Source organism: Pseudomonas sp. HY2-MNA-CIBAN-0224 (assembly GCF_040310285.1).
In the GTDB taxonomy this organism is placed as follows: domain Bacteria; phylum Pseudomonadota; class Gammaproteobacteria; order Pseudomonadales; family Pseudomonadaceae; genus Aquipseudomonas; species Aquipseudomonas helleri.
On the sequence record NZ_JBEOPQ010000024.1, the window covers coordinates 32821 to 47529 of the forward strand.

Below are 14709 nucleotides of genomic sequence, written 5' to 3' on the forward strand. Positions count from 1 at the left end.
TATCGTTCCGTCGCAATCTGCGTTGACGTGACGGTTGGCCCGGTCAATTACCCGGAAACGTTTCAGGTGCGGCCGGTGAGTTCAGCGCTCGCGTCAGGTGGCTTGCGCCAGCACCCGGTCACCGAACACCGTAGCCGAGAGCGCCCCGGGTCGATCAATTTTACCAATCACAGGGATGCTACAGCGGTGGCCTGGCCGATTCCCCGTGGTGCGCCGGTGATGAATATAACCTTGCCCGACGCACTGTCTCTCAACGCTGAGGCAGGGTCGATCGCATCATATCGGGCATGATGTTCCGTCAGAGAAAGGAATTGGGTCTCAATCGATGACATTGTGCCTCCTGTGACGGGTTGGTAGGGTCGCGGCGACGCCCACAGGAATGTGGATCAGCGGGGAGGTATCTTTTGGTCCAGCCTCCAGCAGGCAGACGCGAGTGTCCGGGTTGGCGCTCAGTCGGTTGGCCAAGACGCAGCCGGCAGAGCCGGCGCCGACGATAATGTAGTCGAATTCCATCTGTGCGGGCCTCGATTGGTGGCGAGGAGAACAGTGGAATTCTCAGTGGTTGTGGTAGGAGCTTTATTGGCTTATTACGACCATTTTTTGACTTTTTGCGACAACAGACTGCCGCAGTAGTAACCCCCCAACCCTGGACACACAAAATTCTGCACACCCTCGAGCGTTGCACTTATGGTGCTGAGTTCAGCAGGCCTTAAAAAGGCTGTCCCCGCCCAGAATTACAGAGTCGCCAAAAATTAATGTAACTTAAATACCTCTACCGCCCCCCCCAAATTACCAGCCAACTTAACTAAATATTGATTTACCTCCGAAATCCTCTCACTACCCAACTCAACTCCTGCCGCGATTTCTCTAATAACATTCGCATTATTTAGCATATCTTCAACAACTGCGCTCTGCTCTTCTGAAGCAGTTGCAACTTGTGTAATCTGCAACATGACTTGGGATACTGAATTTACAATATCCTCAATTGATCTACTAGCTTCGCCAGCTGCAATAACGCTATTTTTTGACACAAAGACACAGTCGCCCATGACATCAAGAGCAACACATATACTTTTATTTAAAGAAGCAATCATCGCCTGAATTTCATACGTGGAATTATTTGTACGTTGAGCTAAGCTTCGAACTTCATCAGCAACAACAGCAAATCCTTTCCCGGCCTCGCCTGCATGCGCGGCCTCAATTGCGGCATTCAAAGCCAGCAGATTTGTTTGATCGGTGATTAGATCAATAATTTCAATAATTGTACCTATTTTTGAAATATCAGTTTCAATGCATTTAATAGCCACGTATGAATCATTAACCCGTTGTGACAAAGCATTTATAGATGATACGGCTGTGTCAATAGCTTTTTGACCATGAACCGCCAACTGCCGCCCCTCAGATGATATTACTTCAGACTTACTTGCCGCATTTGAAGTTTCAGTTATAGCGAAAGAAATCTGTGATAGCGCACTGACAAATTCATCAATTTTACCTGCCTGATCACATATATCACTTGACGTGCTTTGTGAAATACTTAAAGCCTCGACTGCTGAATTAAACAAATCACCTTGTACGTGTTTTATCGATTCAATCAAGGCACACACCCCAGCAGCCATCGCCATGATTGATGACTGCATTTTACCCACTTCATCATTGCTCGGTATAGTGCGGTATGTAAGATCACCTTTTGACATACCATCCATAACATGAACTATCTCATCTATTGAATTGCGAGTCTTTTTCATAAGAAGCAAAATAACAAAAAAGAAGATACAATTAATTGCCACAACAAGAAAATACACATAGCTTTTAACACGCTTGGAAATATCAGCAAGTTCCATCCCAAAGCGATCAGAGTTAGTGTACGACCAACTTACAAGCCGTTTCATTTCCTCAACGCTCTCAGAGTTTAATCCATCTTTAGAAATGCTACTTGCATACCTCACGAGCTGCCCAAGCTTTATTTCTGAAGCATCAGATAGCTCAAGAATCAATCCCTTCCCCAATAATCTTAAAAGAGCTTTATCGCCATCCCACAAACTGTTTACAGACGTAGTTTGTCTACGCGCCCTCTGCACCTGCTCTACTATAAAATTTACATTTATATTTATTTCTTTTTTCTGCAGTTCATAGTGTACATTGCTCAAGGCAACAACATGCTCCCTTTCATAATAAGAAAACTCTGTCAACTTATGCATTAAGCGCATCCCGAACAGCGCAACAAAAAAAGAAAATCCTGCCATAATAAGAATCAAAAAAAATCGACAGCGCAGCGAACAGTTGATATTCATACCACCCCTTAGCACCATGAATGGAATATTATATCTCAACCAATATTGAAATATATTTATTCTTAGGCAAGATATAAAACAGCACTCTTTCTACAATCTAGAAGAGCGCTGTTAAACGAGCGAAATTATAATACCTCAGAACTTATATGATGCTCCAAGACTCAGAATGAAAGGATCAATCTCAATCTTGGTAGAAACAGGTGCAGCCCCAAGTGTACCAGAAATATCTGTTTTGAAAGGAATATAGCGCACATCTGAATTTAACATCCATGAGTTACCAAAATCATATCTAAGGCCGACCTGAGCAGCAGGCGCCCATTTATCTTTGATATCAAATGAAGTCAAGGCACCATCAGTTTTGTCGAAGAAAAACACTCGACCGACACCTAGTCCGACATATGGATAAAGTCGCTCAAAATTATCAAAATGATACTGAAGTGACAAAATTGCAGGGCCATAATCAACTTCACTGACTCTTCCCAGCGCAGAGATGGATTTTTCACCTTGAAACTTAGCTTTAGCTGGAATCCCGACGAAAAAATCCAGAGCTACATTGTTACTAATAAAATAGGAAATATCAAAAGTAACTGTTGTATCATTACCGATGCTTACAGCAGCATTGGGTACAGTAGCCCCACCTACATTTAGGGAGCCTAGCGTCTCGTCTACATAAACTTTAGACATATTAAAGCTAGCAACCCAGTCGCCCTGATTGTAGCCAGCAGTTTCAGTCGAATAGATTTCACCTGACCACGCACTGGCCCCACCCAACACAAAACTAGTTGCTAATATCGACATAGCGAGTTTTTTTACAATAGTCGGATTCATTATACTTCCATTTTTTGTTATATAAGTGAATTCATAAACAAGTTACTACCTTTCACAGAGGCTGATTTTCGAAAAAAATTAGCCAAAGTCCGTACCAAAAGCGTTACTCAAGTGCCGAAGAATCATTACACGAAAGAATATCAGCATATTTCTCACGCAAACGATTCTTCAGAATCTTACCAGCCCCATTGCGCGGCAGTTCATCAATAAATATAGCGGCGTCTGGAATTTGCCACTTAGCCACCTTACCTTCGAAATAACTAAGCAATTCATCATCCGTTAGCACTGAATTAGGGGCTCTGACTGCAACAAGAAGAGGCCGCTCATCCCATTTTTTGTGCTTTACAGCTATGACTGCAGCATCAACTATCGCGGGATGCGCAATCGCAACACCTTCTAGCTCTACCGTACTAATCCATTCACCACCAGACTTTATAATATCCTTTGCGCGATCACAAATTGTCATAAAGCCATCCTGATCAATAGTGGCCACATCCCCAGTTGAAAACCATCCATTCGAGAGTGTTGTACCAATATTGCTACGAAAATAATCTTTAATAACCCAATGCCCTCGAACCATAAGATTGCCTTTGGTAACACCATCTTCAGATAGTGTGACACCCTCATCATCAACTATCTTTAGTTCGACACCATAAGGTGGACGTCCCTGGCTTTGGCGCAGTGCAAGTTTTTCATCCCATGGCAAATTCACTTGATGCCCGAGTGGCGTGTTTGCCGTACCAAATGGCGAAAGCTCAGTCATACCCCAAGCATGAATAACTTCGACACCATATAGATCGTTAAATTCTTTAATCATAGAAGGAGGGCAGGCCGAGCCTCCTACAACAGTTCGCGTAAGGCTTTCTGCTTTCGAACCACTTTCCGCTAGAGAGGCTAACAACCCCTGCCAAATAACCGGCACTCCAAGAGCAATACTGACACATTCCTGATCAATTAGCTTCGCTAAGCTAGCGCCATCAAGTGCCGGGCCAGGAAGAACTAATTTTGCACCAACCATTGCAGCGGAGTATGGAATCCCCCACGCATTTACATGAAACATCGGAACAACTGGCAAAATTGTATCTCGCGCAGACAAATTGAGCGTATCAGGCATTGCAGTCGTCATTGAATGTAAAACTGTCGAGCGGTGTGAATAAAGTACGCCCTTAGGATTACCCGTAGTACCCGAAGTATAGCAGAGACTAGAAGCCTCTTTTTCATCTACATCGGGCCACACATAGTCATCATCACCTTGTCCAATCAAATCTTCGTAGACAAGTAATCCTGGAATCTTGGCGGATGCCTTTAAATTTGCACATCCCATCAAGACAAAGGCTTTGGCTGTTGTTAATAGCCCATCTAGCCCAGCAATTATCGGCAAGAATGTCTCGTCAAAAAATACTACCTTATCCTCCGCATGATTTATCACATAGGCAATCTGCTCTATGAAAAGCCTAGGATTTATCGTATGACATACCATCCCTGCACCTGAGACACCGAAGTAAATCTCAAGATGGCGGACATTATTCCACGCAATGGTTGCACAATGATCACTTTGCGTGAGCCCCATCTTGCCTAGCGCAGAAGCAAGCTTACGGGCACGCAGCGCCACTCCTGACCAATAAGTTCTTGTTACTTCACCAGAGGTTTCAACAGAAACCACCTCTGTATTACCATGGTATCGTGCAGCATGATCAATAAGTGAACTTATGATCAACGGCTGACGCATCATCTGACCAATCATAGCGCTGCTCCATATCGACAACTAAATTCAATTGAATCAGTAAATTTAGTCAAAAATTAGTTTTCTATTACGTGCAAACTAATTCTACAGTAGCTCTGGCTCTAAATTTTGGCGAGCAAAACCAATACTTGCATCTAATGATGTCATATCAACTTTTCGCATAATTATTTCCGCGGCATTTTCAGCAATCATAATAGTCGGAGCGTTTGTATTCCCTGCGACTAAATTCGGCATAATTGATGCATCAACGACTCTAATGTTTCTTAAACCGCGCACCTGCAAGCATGGATCAACGACTGACGCTGGATCTTTACCCATTCTACAAGTACCTACCGGATGATAAATCGTCTCAGCTCGACTACGAATATCTGCAACTATTTCATCATCGCTAGTAACAGCAGGGCCAGGAACTATTTCCCGTTTAAAATGCTTAGCCATGGATGGGGCATCAAAGATAGCGCGACCGATCTTTATACCAGCAATCATAGTCTTAATATCTTCAGGATCACTAAGGTAGTTGGGGTCAATCAGTGGATCATCCATAGGATTAGCACTTTTAAGTCCAATCCTACCTCGGCTTTTAGGTAAAAGATCACATATGTGTAGCGTATATCCATAACCAACGGCTATTTTACGACCATGATCTTTTAAATAGGTTGGCAAAAAATGGAACTGCAAATTAGGCCGATCACGCTCAGGGGAGCTTTTCACAAAACCACCTGACTCAGCCACATTGCTCGTCAGAAAACCCTTGCGCTTAAAAATATAGGAAAACAAACCCACAAGACCACGAGGGATGAAAGAAAATGCCACACCTATCGGCGCTCTAGAATTTGCGGCGCACATTAAAGTAATATCTAAATGGTCTTGAAGATTTTTTCCAACTTCAGGAAGGTCGTGCACTAGAGCAATTCCATGCTCCTTAAGCTCGGCTGCCGCCCCAACTCCAGAAAGCATTAGAAGTTGAGGTGTGTTAACCGCACCAAGAGAAAGAATCACTTCACCACTATCTGTAGTCTTAACTTGCTGATGCATATTTTTTTGAATATAAGACACCCCTACTGCCTTACGATCTTCGAAAAGTACTTTTGTAGCATGCGCTTCAGTAATTATATCTAGATTAGGTCGATCAATCACATCATGTAAGAATGCACGAGCTGAGCTCCAGCGCTGTCCATGCTTTTGTGTTACTTGATAAAATCCTACTCCCTCTTGGTGCGCACCGTTAAAATCACCGTTGAAGCTAATTTTAGCCTCCATACCGGCCTGAACGAATGATTTGCTAAGCGGGTTGAGATCCTTTAAATCACTAACGGCCAGTTCTCCGTCCGTCCCATGATAGTTTGACTTATCAAAGCGCTGGTTGTGCTCAAGTTTTTTGAATAACGCGAAAGCACGCTTCCATCCCCAATATTCCCCCCCCGCTTGCTCCCAAGCCTGGTAATCCTCCTCATGCCCCCGGATATACACCATCGCATTGATCGAACTTGATCCACCTAGCGTCTTCCCTCGGGGCCAAAATAGACTACGTTCATTGAGGTGTTGTTGTGGTGCAGTTTGAAATGCCCAGTTGAGTTTTTTACTATTTGAAAGTAAAGCAATACCTAGCGGCATATGAATTAGCGGATTTGTATCTCGCGGCCCGGCCTCAAGTAAGCAAACTCGTTTCGACGGGTCGGCTGAAAGGCGATTAGCAAGAACACACCCAGCGGATCCAGCACCAACAATTATATAATCATACATTTTTTGTTATCCTAAAAGATAAATATTGCAATAACACTTCAGCTCAAATACCTTACCGTCATGCTAATTAATCGCTTCACCTTTCCAGTGTAAGGGGGGAACAACAAATGTGTAATTGAGAACCTATCCAGCAGAATGGGCTTCTCGTGAGAAAACGCCTGGAAACCGTAAAACCCATGAGCACTACCAATACCGCTATTATTAACTCCGCCAAATGGAAGATTGGGATGCAAAAATTGGACAACGCTTAAATTTATCCCAACTGACCCAGAACTTGTGCGACCCACAATATCCTGAGCAAACTCTTTGTCTTCAGAGAAAATATAAAGCGCTAGAGGCTTGGCGTTATCGTTTATCTGCTTAATCACATGATCTATATCATCGTATTCAATAATCGGCAGTAATGGGCCAAATATTTCTTCACGCGAAATGTCCATCTCAGGCGTGACTTTGGATATTATAGTTGGCGCTACAAATCTATCCAATGCATCAATCTCGCCCCCTTGTAAAATTTTCGCGCCTTTTGATTTTGCGTCACCTATGAGCTCATAAAGTCTATTAAGGTGCTGATCATTTACAATTCTGCAATAGTCCGGCGATTTCTTCTGCGCCTCAAAATCCTTCCCATAAACCCGCGTCACTTCTTCCATTATGATTTTATGAAAATCATGGGCTATGCTTCTATGCACAAATACATGGTCAGGTGCAATGCACGTCTGTCCATTATTCGAAAATTTGCCCCATACGATGTTACGCGCAGCTTTTTTTAAATTTGCTGTCGGACCAATAATGGTTGGGGATTTTCCGCCTAGCTCCAACGTAACCGAAGCGAGTGTTTTCGCCGCTGCTTCCATTACTAATTTTCCAACTCGTGGACTCCCTGTGAAGAAGATATGGTCAAATGGTAGAGTCAACAGCTCTTGGGAAACAGCGGCGTCGCCCTCCACCACAGTGACTAGATCAACGGAAAAAGCCTCCCGAATGATAGAGCCGATCAATGAAGCAGTGTGCGGTGTCAACTCAGATGGCTTTATAATAACGCTATTACCTGCCGCCAGCGCAGAAACAAGTGGGCCAAAACTAAGGTTGAAGGGATAGTTCCAAGGCGCAATGATTAAACAAACCCCCTTTGGCTCGAAACTAAGCCTTGCTTTGGTGCCAAGTACACTGAGTGCTGCCTTCACTCTTCGTGGCATCATCCAGGTTTTTAGGTTCCGTTTTGCGTGACTGATTTCTTGCAATACCGGAAATATTTCTGTCAGCTTTACCTCACTCGCCGGTTTACGGAAGTCTGCCGCAAGTGCAGCGATAATTTCTGACTCACGACGCTGAATTATTTCTTTCAGTATATTAAGGGCCGCAATACGCTCTGCTAAACTAAATTTTCCACGGCGAGCGCTACTTGCTTTTTTTTGCGCATTAAAGATGTCAATGACTGAATGGCTTTCAGTGCTTGAGTTGGACTCAGCTAGCCTAGTGTGCATAGTCATTTTTATTATTTTCCTGTATTATTCTGAATGACTTAATGTTTTTAGCCTAACTTTTCCTGATAGAGTACATAGTCTTCTTTAGTGGCTCCACAATCCGGACAGCACCAGTCACTAGGGATATCCTCAAAGCGAGTACCTGGAGCAAAGCCCTCGACCTCGTCACCCAACGCCTCGTCATATATATGGCCGCAAGTAATACAAATCCATTTAAGGAATGCTGCTCCGCTCTGCGAATTAGTTACCCGCGGCTTATGCCCGTTCAGATGCTGTCCTTCAGTTGCAACGTCAAGCGCTATCTCTGCACCCATCGTCGTATTTGATATTTCAGTGTTTACATCAGAGCTGCTCACTTTTGCCGAAACTGAAAGAGTGTTGTTTGAACTGATATTTTTCTCGCCTGTACTTCCCTCAATCAATACGAAATCTAGCTTGTCTCGAACGGCACAGTCGGGACAACACCAATCCTCAGGAATGACGATCCAAGGAGTATTTGGGGCAAACCCTTCATGCTCTTCCCCCTTACTTTCATCATAAACATATTGACAATCTGGACACTGATACCTAGCCATATCTATTACCGTGTTAATGAGTTGCGTACTCTACAGTACGTTAACGCTCGTTATTTTTTATCTTCTTTACGGAAGACCTACGCACAGCTTGTGATTGACTTCGTCGCTCAACTTTATTATCAGGCGTATTTTCACACTCATCAGTTATACTGATTTTTTCCGCTGTAAACTCTAGCTCTGCACTCAATATTGAAGGCTCGGATAACGTGTCTTCGATAATATTATTATCTTGCTTAATGACGGGATCGTTTTGCTTTAATTGTGTGATTTCGCACCGTGGATCCGCGAGCATCTTAAAGTCAATTTTGTCTCGAACAGCGCAGTCAGGGCAGGCCCACTCTTCAGGGATTTCACCCCAATTAGTATTAGGCTGAAAACCCTCGTGCGGCTCCCCCTTGCATTCATCATAGATATACTGACAATCTGGACACTGGTACTTCGCCATTACCCCTTCTCCTTTTAGACCGGTGCTCGCAGCCCTTGAGGCTACCGCTTATTTACTGAGCAAGTCTAACTATGAAATTTATTATTATGGACGTCTGCCGATAGATCCATAGAAATGAATCTATCGGAAGAGCTCAATTATATAAATAACTTGCAGAATGCAACAGTTAATCAATCGTCAGACTTCTAGTGCATAAGGCTCATTACAATTTAACTTGTTAACGCACGACGAACTCAAACAGATATATTAAAAATCCACCGTTATTTCTGCATGCTCACACCACTATGATGCTACCGCGGTTGCGCCCCGTTTATCATCCGCACCAACATTATGAGTAAACTTTTTTATGTATTCTGCACGCATTGAATCTTCAATTTGAATCTTGCTCAGGTCGCCATTAGCCCAATTTACCACCTTAGGGTCCATGACCGATCTAAACCATTGAGGAATCATTGCCATCAAAAATGCACCGGGGTAGCCAGTCGGAAGTGCGGGAAGGCCGGGGAAATCACGTAATGACTGGTAAGAGCGAGTTGGGTGCGCGTGGTGATCAGAGTGCCGTTGAAGGTGAAACAGAACCAGATTTGACACGATGTGGTTACTGTTCCACGAGTGATGTGGCTTTTGATGTTCATATCGTCCATCGGCCATTTTTTCACGCAGCAAACCGTAGTGTTCAATGTAGTTCGCGCTTGTTAACTGCCACCACCCGAAAGCCATCTGAATTGGAAGGAATACCAGCATCTTCGGACCAAAGAAGGCAAGCAGGAGGGTGTAGAGAACAACTGTGATGACCATTGGCTGGAGGATCTCATTATCGAAACTCCAAACGCTTTGCCCGCGGCGCGAAAGGCGTTGTTCCTCAAGCCCCCAAGCACGACGAAACGCTCCAGGAATCTCACGGGTTGAGAATTTATATATATTTTCTCCCATACGTGAGGTCGCAGGGTCCATCGGTGTAGCAACATCACGGTGATGGCCTTTATTATGCTCAATAAAGAAGTGGCCGTACCCGACAACCGCCAGCACAATTTTCGCCATCCAACGATCAAAGGCTTCTTTTTTGTGACCCAGTTCGTGACCTGTATTAAGCGCTAAACCATTCACGATGCCCAGTGACAAGGCAAGTGCGCCGATTTCGAACCAAGACATTGACTGAGTCCCTACCCACCATGCAGACACGATTAGTGCTGCGTAATGCATTGGAACTGTTAGATACGTTAAAACTCGGTAGTAACGTTCTTTCTCCAGTTTCTCCACTACTTCCTCAGGCGGATTATTAAAGTCCTCACCAAACATCGCGTCAAGCAATGGAAGAACCCCGTACCACACAGCTAGAACTAAGCCATAAAAGATACCCCAGCCAGTCTCATTGGCAAGCCAGATTCCGATCATCGGAGTAGCCGGCCAAAAAGTTGAAAGTATCCAAAAATATTTCTTTTTATCCACGTATTCTGGAGCAGAATCCAGAACGCTGTTTTTGCCATTCATTTTGTTGTTCTCCTATTGTCCAATAAGTCTCTGCGAGCACCACACAACCTAATTTCTGTCCCAACAGGGAAAATCAGGCCATCTACTCTCACATCTGACATGGTAAAACTGCACTCACCTTAAGCCTGCTTCAACTACTCCTTGGTGTAGTTTTCTGAATAACATTAACCATCTCGGCGACGAGATCCGCAGTCAATGTCATCCCTCCAGGCCAAGGCGAGCCAGTGTCCTGGCCTTGAATTAGGCTATGTACCCATTAACTGTTGCAGGCCTAGACTGAAGACGTGTGCTCATCAAGGAGTGCCGTTATGGATGCCCAATCCTTTCAACATTTACTGGCTCGGCTTGATCGCCTGACGGTCAAACAGAAGTCCATCGTTCAGCATGTTCTCCAAATCAGCGTGCCGAGAGATGACCTTGTAGAGGCCATTCCTGACCTGAAATCCTGCCCTCACTGTGCCGCAGATGCCACGCAGTTGGCCTCATGGGGTCGCAGTGGTGGCTTGCAGCGCTATCGCTGCAAGGCCTGTCGCCGCACGTGCAACGCATTGACCTGTACACCCCTGGCGCGTTTGCGAAAAAAGTACTGCTGGCTGGATTATGCCCAGGCACCTATTGCTGGGTTGACCGTGAGGGCGGCGGCCAAGCACTGCAGCGTCAGCAAGAACACCGCCTTTCGCTGGCGTCATCGCTTTTTGCGCGATGCGGCTGCGCATCACGATGCGCGTGAAAGCGGCATTGTCGAGGCAGATGAAAAATTCTTTCTTGAGTAGGCCTGCAGGTACCATACGCATCACATCAATGGAGGACGCAGCCAAAACCATCCTGTGGCCTGTGCTGCGGGAACTGATGATCACCTACCCTGACATCAAGACCGATATCACTTTGGACTATGGGCTGACGGACATCGTTGCCGAACGCTTTGATGCCGGCGTCCGCCTTGGTGAGGATGTCGATAAGGACATGATCGCGCTACGCATTTCGCCAGACATTCCGATGGCCATCGTCGGCGCATCGTCCTATTTCGATAAGGCTATGTCTGAGTTAACTGTTGCACGCCCGTATACCCCAGCGACTCTCCCAAGAAAATCAATGGGTTGAGCTGCGCTTTGTAGCGTTCAAGTAGGCGCCGCCAGCCCAGATAGTTCGTTAGGTACTTGGTGGCCACACCATGAAAAGGAATCATCCAGCTCTTGAGCCAGCTGGTTATGCATGGGAACTCTGCCGCAAAACCTTGGGCAACGTGCCCGAATTCTGTTGCTGCTGGCCAGCGGTCTCACGCCCAAGCAGGTGAGTGATCGGTTGGAAGTTTCGGCACCTGTCGTATTCAAATGGCGCAAGCGCTATCAGGAAGCTGGCCTCGATGGGCTGAGCGATCTCCCGCGTAGCGGACATCCACGCACGCTCGACGAGGCGAAGATTAAGGAAATCCTCACCCTGACGACCCAGCGTGTACCGCGTGAGGCGACTCACTGGAGCCTGCGCCTGATGGCCAAATACGTGGGCGTTACCGTCTGGCAAGTCGCCCAGGTATGGGCCGCTGCCGACCTCAAGCCCCACCGGCTGAAAACCTTCAAGATCAGCAACGACCCACACTTTGCTGGCAAAGTGGTCGATGTGGTTGGGCTGTACCTGAGCTCGACTGATCCGCTCGGGTGGACAGCTTGGCGGAGGCTCCCCCGATGCGGCTTCCGCAAGTGGAGCGGCGTCTGGTCAATATCCGGTCAATGCAGCCTCGGGGGGGGCACAGCCAGCCTGAGTCTGGCGACAAAGCAAGCGTCAGTAGGTCACTGATGCCCGGAACTCCGGTCTGCAAGCTCCTGCCTTTCGTCAGTACCGGAAGGACCGGCTGGGCGACAAGCCAAAGCGGCGCCAGCCCCCATGCGAGAGGCCGCATGCGGCAGTACTGCCGCATGGTCACATCATCACTTCTTGGCCGCCTCTGCGATCGACTCGCGAATCGAGGAATAGGTTTGAGCGAAATTCTGCTGTGCTTCGGCATAGCTCTGCTTTGCGTTTTCCCAGGCCTGTGTGGAAGCGTCCCGCAGTCGTGCGGCGCGGGCTTTCTCCTCTTCGACTCTGACCTTGAGTGCCTCGATGCGCACCTCGATAGCGACACGCTGCTCGGCAGAGAGCCAAGCAGCATCGGCACTGAGTCCATCGATGGCTTCCTGCCATGCCTTCTGGCGCGCATCGAATTCGGCCTGCAGGACTGCCCTGCGGGTGGCAACGTCGGCCTGCACGGTATCGAGATAACGGTCTTTGGTGCCCTGCAACGCCGTCCAGGAATCGTCAAGCGACTGCCTGGCCTGCGCCAGCTCCTGCTCACTGCGGATCTTGGCCTGGGCGGCAGCCGCCTCGGCCTCGGCCCGGTAGGCGTCGCGCTTGCCCTTCAGCTCCTGCAGTGCAACCTCAACCTTGGCGCGAGTATTGCCGTTGCGCTTGGCGAGATTCTGCTCAAACACGGCGATGGCGGCGTCCAGTTCGGTCAGGCGTGTCTGTGACCATTCGATGGATTGCCTGGCGAGCGATGGTTCGCTGGCTTGGGCTGCCGGGGTAGATTCTGATGACTGCTGTGCCTGTGCCTGTGCCTGCGCAAGGCCTGCCTGCACCAGCACGGCCAATGCCACGGTGGATAGACGGGGTTTCATGCTCAAGCTCCTTGCCAAATCAAATTAGATTCATGCGAAGAGGAAGCTCTCCCTCGCTCAGAGCGGCTTAGAGAGCGCGTCGCGGATCTTCTGGATCGTGCGGGAATGCACCTGCTTGGCTTCCTCAAGCCCGCTCTTGACGGCTTCCCAGGACGCGTCGCCGGCATCCTTGACTTCACCAATCCTGGTCTGGAACTTCTCGGCTTCGTCCGACACGCGCTTAATGGCGGCATCGAGTTCGGCGCGGGCCTTTTCCACGGCATCCGCAGTCTGGCCACGCAGTTCCTGAAGCGAGGCCTCCCACGCACTGCGCTGGGCCTTAACACGGGCGAGTACGATACCCCGCGCCGTCTGGGCATGTTCACCAACGGCGGACGTGAACGAATGGAACGCGGCTTCCACCTCGACCCATTCTGCTTCCAGTGCGTCCTGAACAGCCTTGACGCCCTGCTTGGTGGCACCGGTCTCGGCGCGGAGCTTGTCGTAATGAACCTGGAGCTTGCCTCGTGCCTCTCGAAGGCGAGCCAGTGCGTCGTCGGCTTCCCGGCGGATGTCGCCATTCACTTCGTCCAGGGACTTCTCGGCCGCAGCGATACCCGCGTCCAGTTCGTCCAGGCGCTGCTTGGCCCATGCAATGGTTTCGTGGATATGGGTTTGAGTGTTCATAACGTCAATACCTTTCTTGGGTGGGTAAAAAGCCGGAGCGCCATCTTGTGAACACAGTGTCATGTGGCGGGCCTGACGGGGAGAAAGCTGCTGCGGCAGAGGTCGCTGATCATCTTTTCGAGCTGAGCGGCGCCATCGTCCTGCAGGTTCTCCCAGTCCATGCCGCGGACCATGACGCCGCGCAGGAACCTGAAACTGAAAATGGCCGTCACGACCGCATTGATCCGCAGCCGGGCCGCGGCGATGCCGAGATCGCCAGACGAGATGGCCGTCACAGCCTCTACGAGACGCTGCAGCATGGGCTCGATCGCCTGCTTGTGGATCAGGGAGAACGCCTCGTCGTTCTCGTAGGCACAGCGCGCGACGAATGACGTCCATGAGTGCGGTTCTGCGTTGCTCAGAATGATGTGCAGAAGATGAAGGAGTGCCTTCTCGAATGCCTGGGATTCGCTTCCGGAAGCCGGTGCATCGAGAATGTGGATGACCTCCCCGAAACGCTCGCGGGCGTACTCGGCAATCATCTGGGCGGCTGCCATGTAGAGCTCGCTCTTGCCCCCGAAGTGGTAAGGGATGGCTGAAAGCGGCGTCTTCGCCACCTGCGTGATGACCCGAGTGCTAGCCCCTTCGTAGCCCACCGCGCCGATCACATCGATGGCAGCCTCGATGAGCTGCGCTCGCGTCTTGGCGCTACGGACTTCATGCCCGCTTGGTGCTGTCATGCACGTCTTCCTCGTTTAACGTATTTAAATTATAGTTCGTTCGAACGAACAATCAAATAAAGGCTTTCG

Annotated in this window: 12 protein-coding genes and 4 pseudogenes; 3 read left to right on the top strand and 13 right to left on the bottom strand. The window is 48.1% G+C overall.

Going from position 1 to position 14709, the window contains the following annotated elements:
• Positions 1–408 precede the first annotated feature (408 nt).
• From AAEZ03_RS13105 to AAEZ03_RS13150, 9 genes and pseudogenes are all read right to left on the bottom strand, one after another.
• Positions 409–513 (bottom strand): annotated as a pseudogene (locus AAEZ03_RS13105) (lycopene cyclase family protein); the annotation flags it as partial.
• A gap of 239 nt (positions 514–752) precedes the next feature.
• Entirely contained in the window at positions 753–2312 is a 1560-nt protein-coding gene (locus tag AAEZ03_RS13110) for a methyl-accepting chemotaxis protein (RefSeq protein ID WP_126588967.1), read from the bottom strand.
• A 117-nt stretch (positions 2313–2429) separates the two neighbouring features.
• Positions 2430–3122 carry an OmpW/AlkL family protein gene (locus tag AAEZ03_RS13115; protein WP_022963140.1) on the bottom strand — a complete coding sequence of 231 codons (693 nt, stop codon included), beginning with the start codon at positions 3120–3122 and terminating at the stop codon, positions 2430–2432.
• Positions 3123–3225: 103 nt separating this feature from the next.
• Positions 3226–4866, bottom strand: a complete 1641-nt coding sequence (locus tag AAEZ03_RS13120) for a long-chain-fatty-acid--CoA ligase (protein ID WP_126588968.1) — start codon at positions 4864–4866, stop codon at positions 3226–3228.
• 84 nt (positions 4867–4950) lie between these two features.
• Positions 4951–6609, bottom strand: a complete 1659-nt coding sequence (locus tag AAEZ03_RS13125; RefSeq protein ID WP_022963142.1) for a GMC family oxidoreductase — start codon at positions 6607–6609, stop codon at positions 4951–4953.
• A 38-nt stretch (positions 6610–6647) separates the two neighbouring features.
• Entirely contained in the window at positions 6648–8099 is a 1452-nt protein-coding gene (locus AAEZ03_RS13130; RefSeq protein ID WP_022963143.1) for an aldehyde dehydrogenase family protein, read from the bottom strand.
• Between the two features lie 41 nt (positions 8100–8140).
• Positions 8141–8668, bottom strand: coding sequence for a rubredoxin (locus AAEZ03_RS29255; RefSeq protein WP_126588969.1), 528 nt, complete (start codon positions 8666–8668; stop codon positions 8141–8143).
• Positions 8669–8708: 40 nt separating this feature from the next.
• A complete protein-coding gene (locus AAEZ03_RS29260) occupies positions 8709–9113 on the bottom strand; it encodes a rubredoxin (RefSeq protein WP_126588970.1) in 405 nt (134 codons plus the stop codon).
• Between the two features lie 282 nt (positions 9114–9395).
• Positions 9396–10604: an alkane 1-monooxygenase gene (locus tag AAEZ03_RS13150; RefSeq protein WP_025167106.1), complete on the bottom strand. Its 1209-nt coding sequence runs from the start codon at positions 10602–10604 to the stop codon at positions 9396–9398.
• A 440-nt stretch (positions 10605–11044) separates the two neighbouring features.
• On the opposite strand from AAEZ03_RS13150, the pseudogene AAEZ03_RS13155 reads away from it, so the two are divergent.
• Positions 11045–11374 (top strand): annotated as a pseudogene (locus AAEZ03_RS13155) (transposase); the annotation flags it as partial.
• On the top strand, positions 11355–11705 hold the full coding sequence (locus tag AAEZ03_RS13160; protein ID WP_269816595.1) for a LysR substrate-binding domain-containing protein: 351 nt from the start codon (positions 11355–11357) through the stop codon (positions 11703–11705). The pseudogene AAEZ03_RS13155 and the gene AAEZ03_RS13160, both read left to right, overlap by 20 nt.
• On the opposite strand, the pseudogene AAEZ03_RS13165 reads toward AAEZ03_RS13160, so the two are convergent.
• A pseudogene (locus AAEZ03_RS13165) lies at positions 11638–11808 on the bottom strand (IS1595 family transposase); the annotation flags it as partial. The gene AAEZ03_RS13160 and the pseudogene AAEZ03_RS13165 overlap by 68 nt on opposite strands.
• Here AAEZ03_RS13165 and AAEZ03_RS13170 point away from each other — a divergent pair.
• A pseudogene (locus tag AAEZ03_RS13170) lies at positions 11805–12251 on the top strand (IS630 family transposase); the annotation flags it as partial. The pseudogenes AAEZ03_RS13165 and AAEZ03_RS13170 overlap by 4 nt on opposite strands.
• A gap of 278 nt (positions 12252–12529) precedes the next feature.
• Here the strand turns inward: AAEZ03_RS13170 and AAEZ03_RS13175 are convergent.
• Genes AAEZ03_RS13175 through AAEZ03_RS13185 form a run of 3 tightly spaced genes read right to left on the bottom strand, consistent with a single transcriptional unit; the run spans position 12530 to position 14640 of the window.
• Positions 12530–13255, bottom strand: a complete 726-nt coding sequence (locus AAEZ03_RS13175; RefSeq protein ID WP_126589733.1) for a hypothetical protein — start codon at positions 13253–13255, stop codon at positions 12530–12532.
• A 57-nt stretch (positions 13256–13312) separates the two neighbouring features.
• Positions 13313–13921, bottom strand: coding sequence for a sll1863 family stress response protein (locus AAEZ03_RS13180; protein ID WP_126589732.1), 609 nt, complete (start codon positions 13919–13921; stop codon positions 13313–13315).
• 59 nt (positions 13922–13980) lie between these two features.
• Positions 13981–14640 (bottom strand): CerR family C-terminal domain-containing protein, encoded by a 660-nt coding sequence (locus AAEZ03_RS13185; RefSeq protein ID WP_126589731.1) that lies wholly within the window; start codon positions 14638–14640, stop codon positions 13981–13983.
• Positions 14641–14709: the final 69 nt, after the last annotated feature.

What these genes read in the sequence shown, in the direction of transcription:
- AAEZ03_RS13160 (WP_269816595.1), top strand. Translation starts at nt 11,355, where the DNA reads ATGAAAAATTCTTTCTTGAGTAGGCCTGCAGGTACCATACGCATCACA.
- AAEZ03_RS13180 (WP_126589732.1), bottom strand. Translation starts at nt 13,921, where the DNA reads ATGAACACTCAAACCCATATCCACGAAACCATTGCATGGGCCAAGCAG.
- AAEZ03_RS13120 (WP_126588968.1), bottom strand. Translation starts at nt 4,866, where the DNA reads ATGATTGGTCAGATGATGCGTCAGCCGTTGATCATAAGTTCACTTATT.
- AAEZ03_RS13130 (WP_022963143.1), bottom strand. Translation starts at nt 8,099, where the DNA reads ATGACTATGCACACTAGGCTAGCTGAGTCCAACTCAAGCACTGAAAGC.
- AAEZ03_RS29255 (WP_126588969.1), bottom strand. Translation starts at nt 8,668, where the DNA reads ATGGCTAGGTATCAGTGTCCAGATTGTCAATATGTTTATGATGAAAGT.
- AAEZ03_RS13125 (WP_022963142.1), bottom strand. Translation starts at nt 6,609, where the DNA reads ATGTATGATTATATAATTGTTGGTGCTGGATCCGCTGGGTGTGTTCTT.
- AAEZ03_RS13175 (WP_126589733.1), bottom strand. Translation starts at nt 13,255, where the DNA reads ATGAAACCCCGTCTATCCACCGTGGCATTGGCCGTGCTGGTGCAGGCA.
- AAEZ03_RS13115 (WP_022963140.1), bottom strand. Translation starts at nt 3,122, where the DNA reads ATGAATCCGACTATTGTAAAAAAACTCGCTATGTCGATATTAGCAACT.
- AAEZ03_RS13110 (WP_126588967.1), bottom strand. Translation starts at nt 2,312, where the DNA reads ATGGTGCTAAGGGGTGGTATGAATATCAACTGTTCGCTGCGCTGTCGA.
- AAEZ03_RS13185 (WP_126589731.1), bottom strand. Translation starts at nt 14,640, where the DNA reads ATGACAGCACCAAGCGGGCATGAAGTCCGTAGCGCCAAGACGCGAGCG.
- AAEZ03_RS13150 (WP_025167106.1), bottom strand. Translation starts at nt 10,604, where the DNA reads ATGAATGGCAAAAACAGCGTTCTGGATTCTGCTCCAGAATACGTGGAT.
- AAEZ03_RS29260 (WP_126588970.1), bottom strand. Translation starts at nt 9,113, where the DNA reads ATGGCGAAGTACCAGTGTCCAGATTGTCAGTATATCTATGATGAATGC.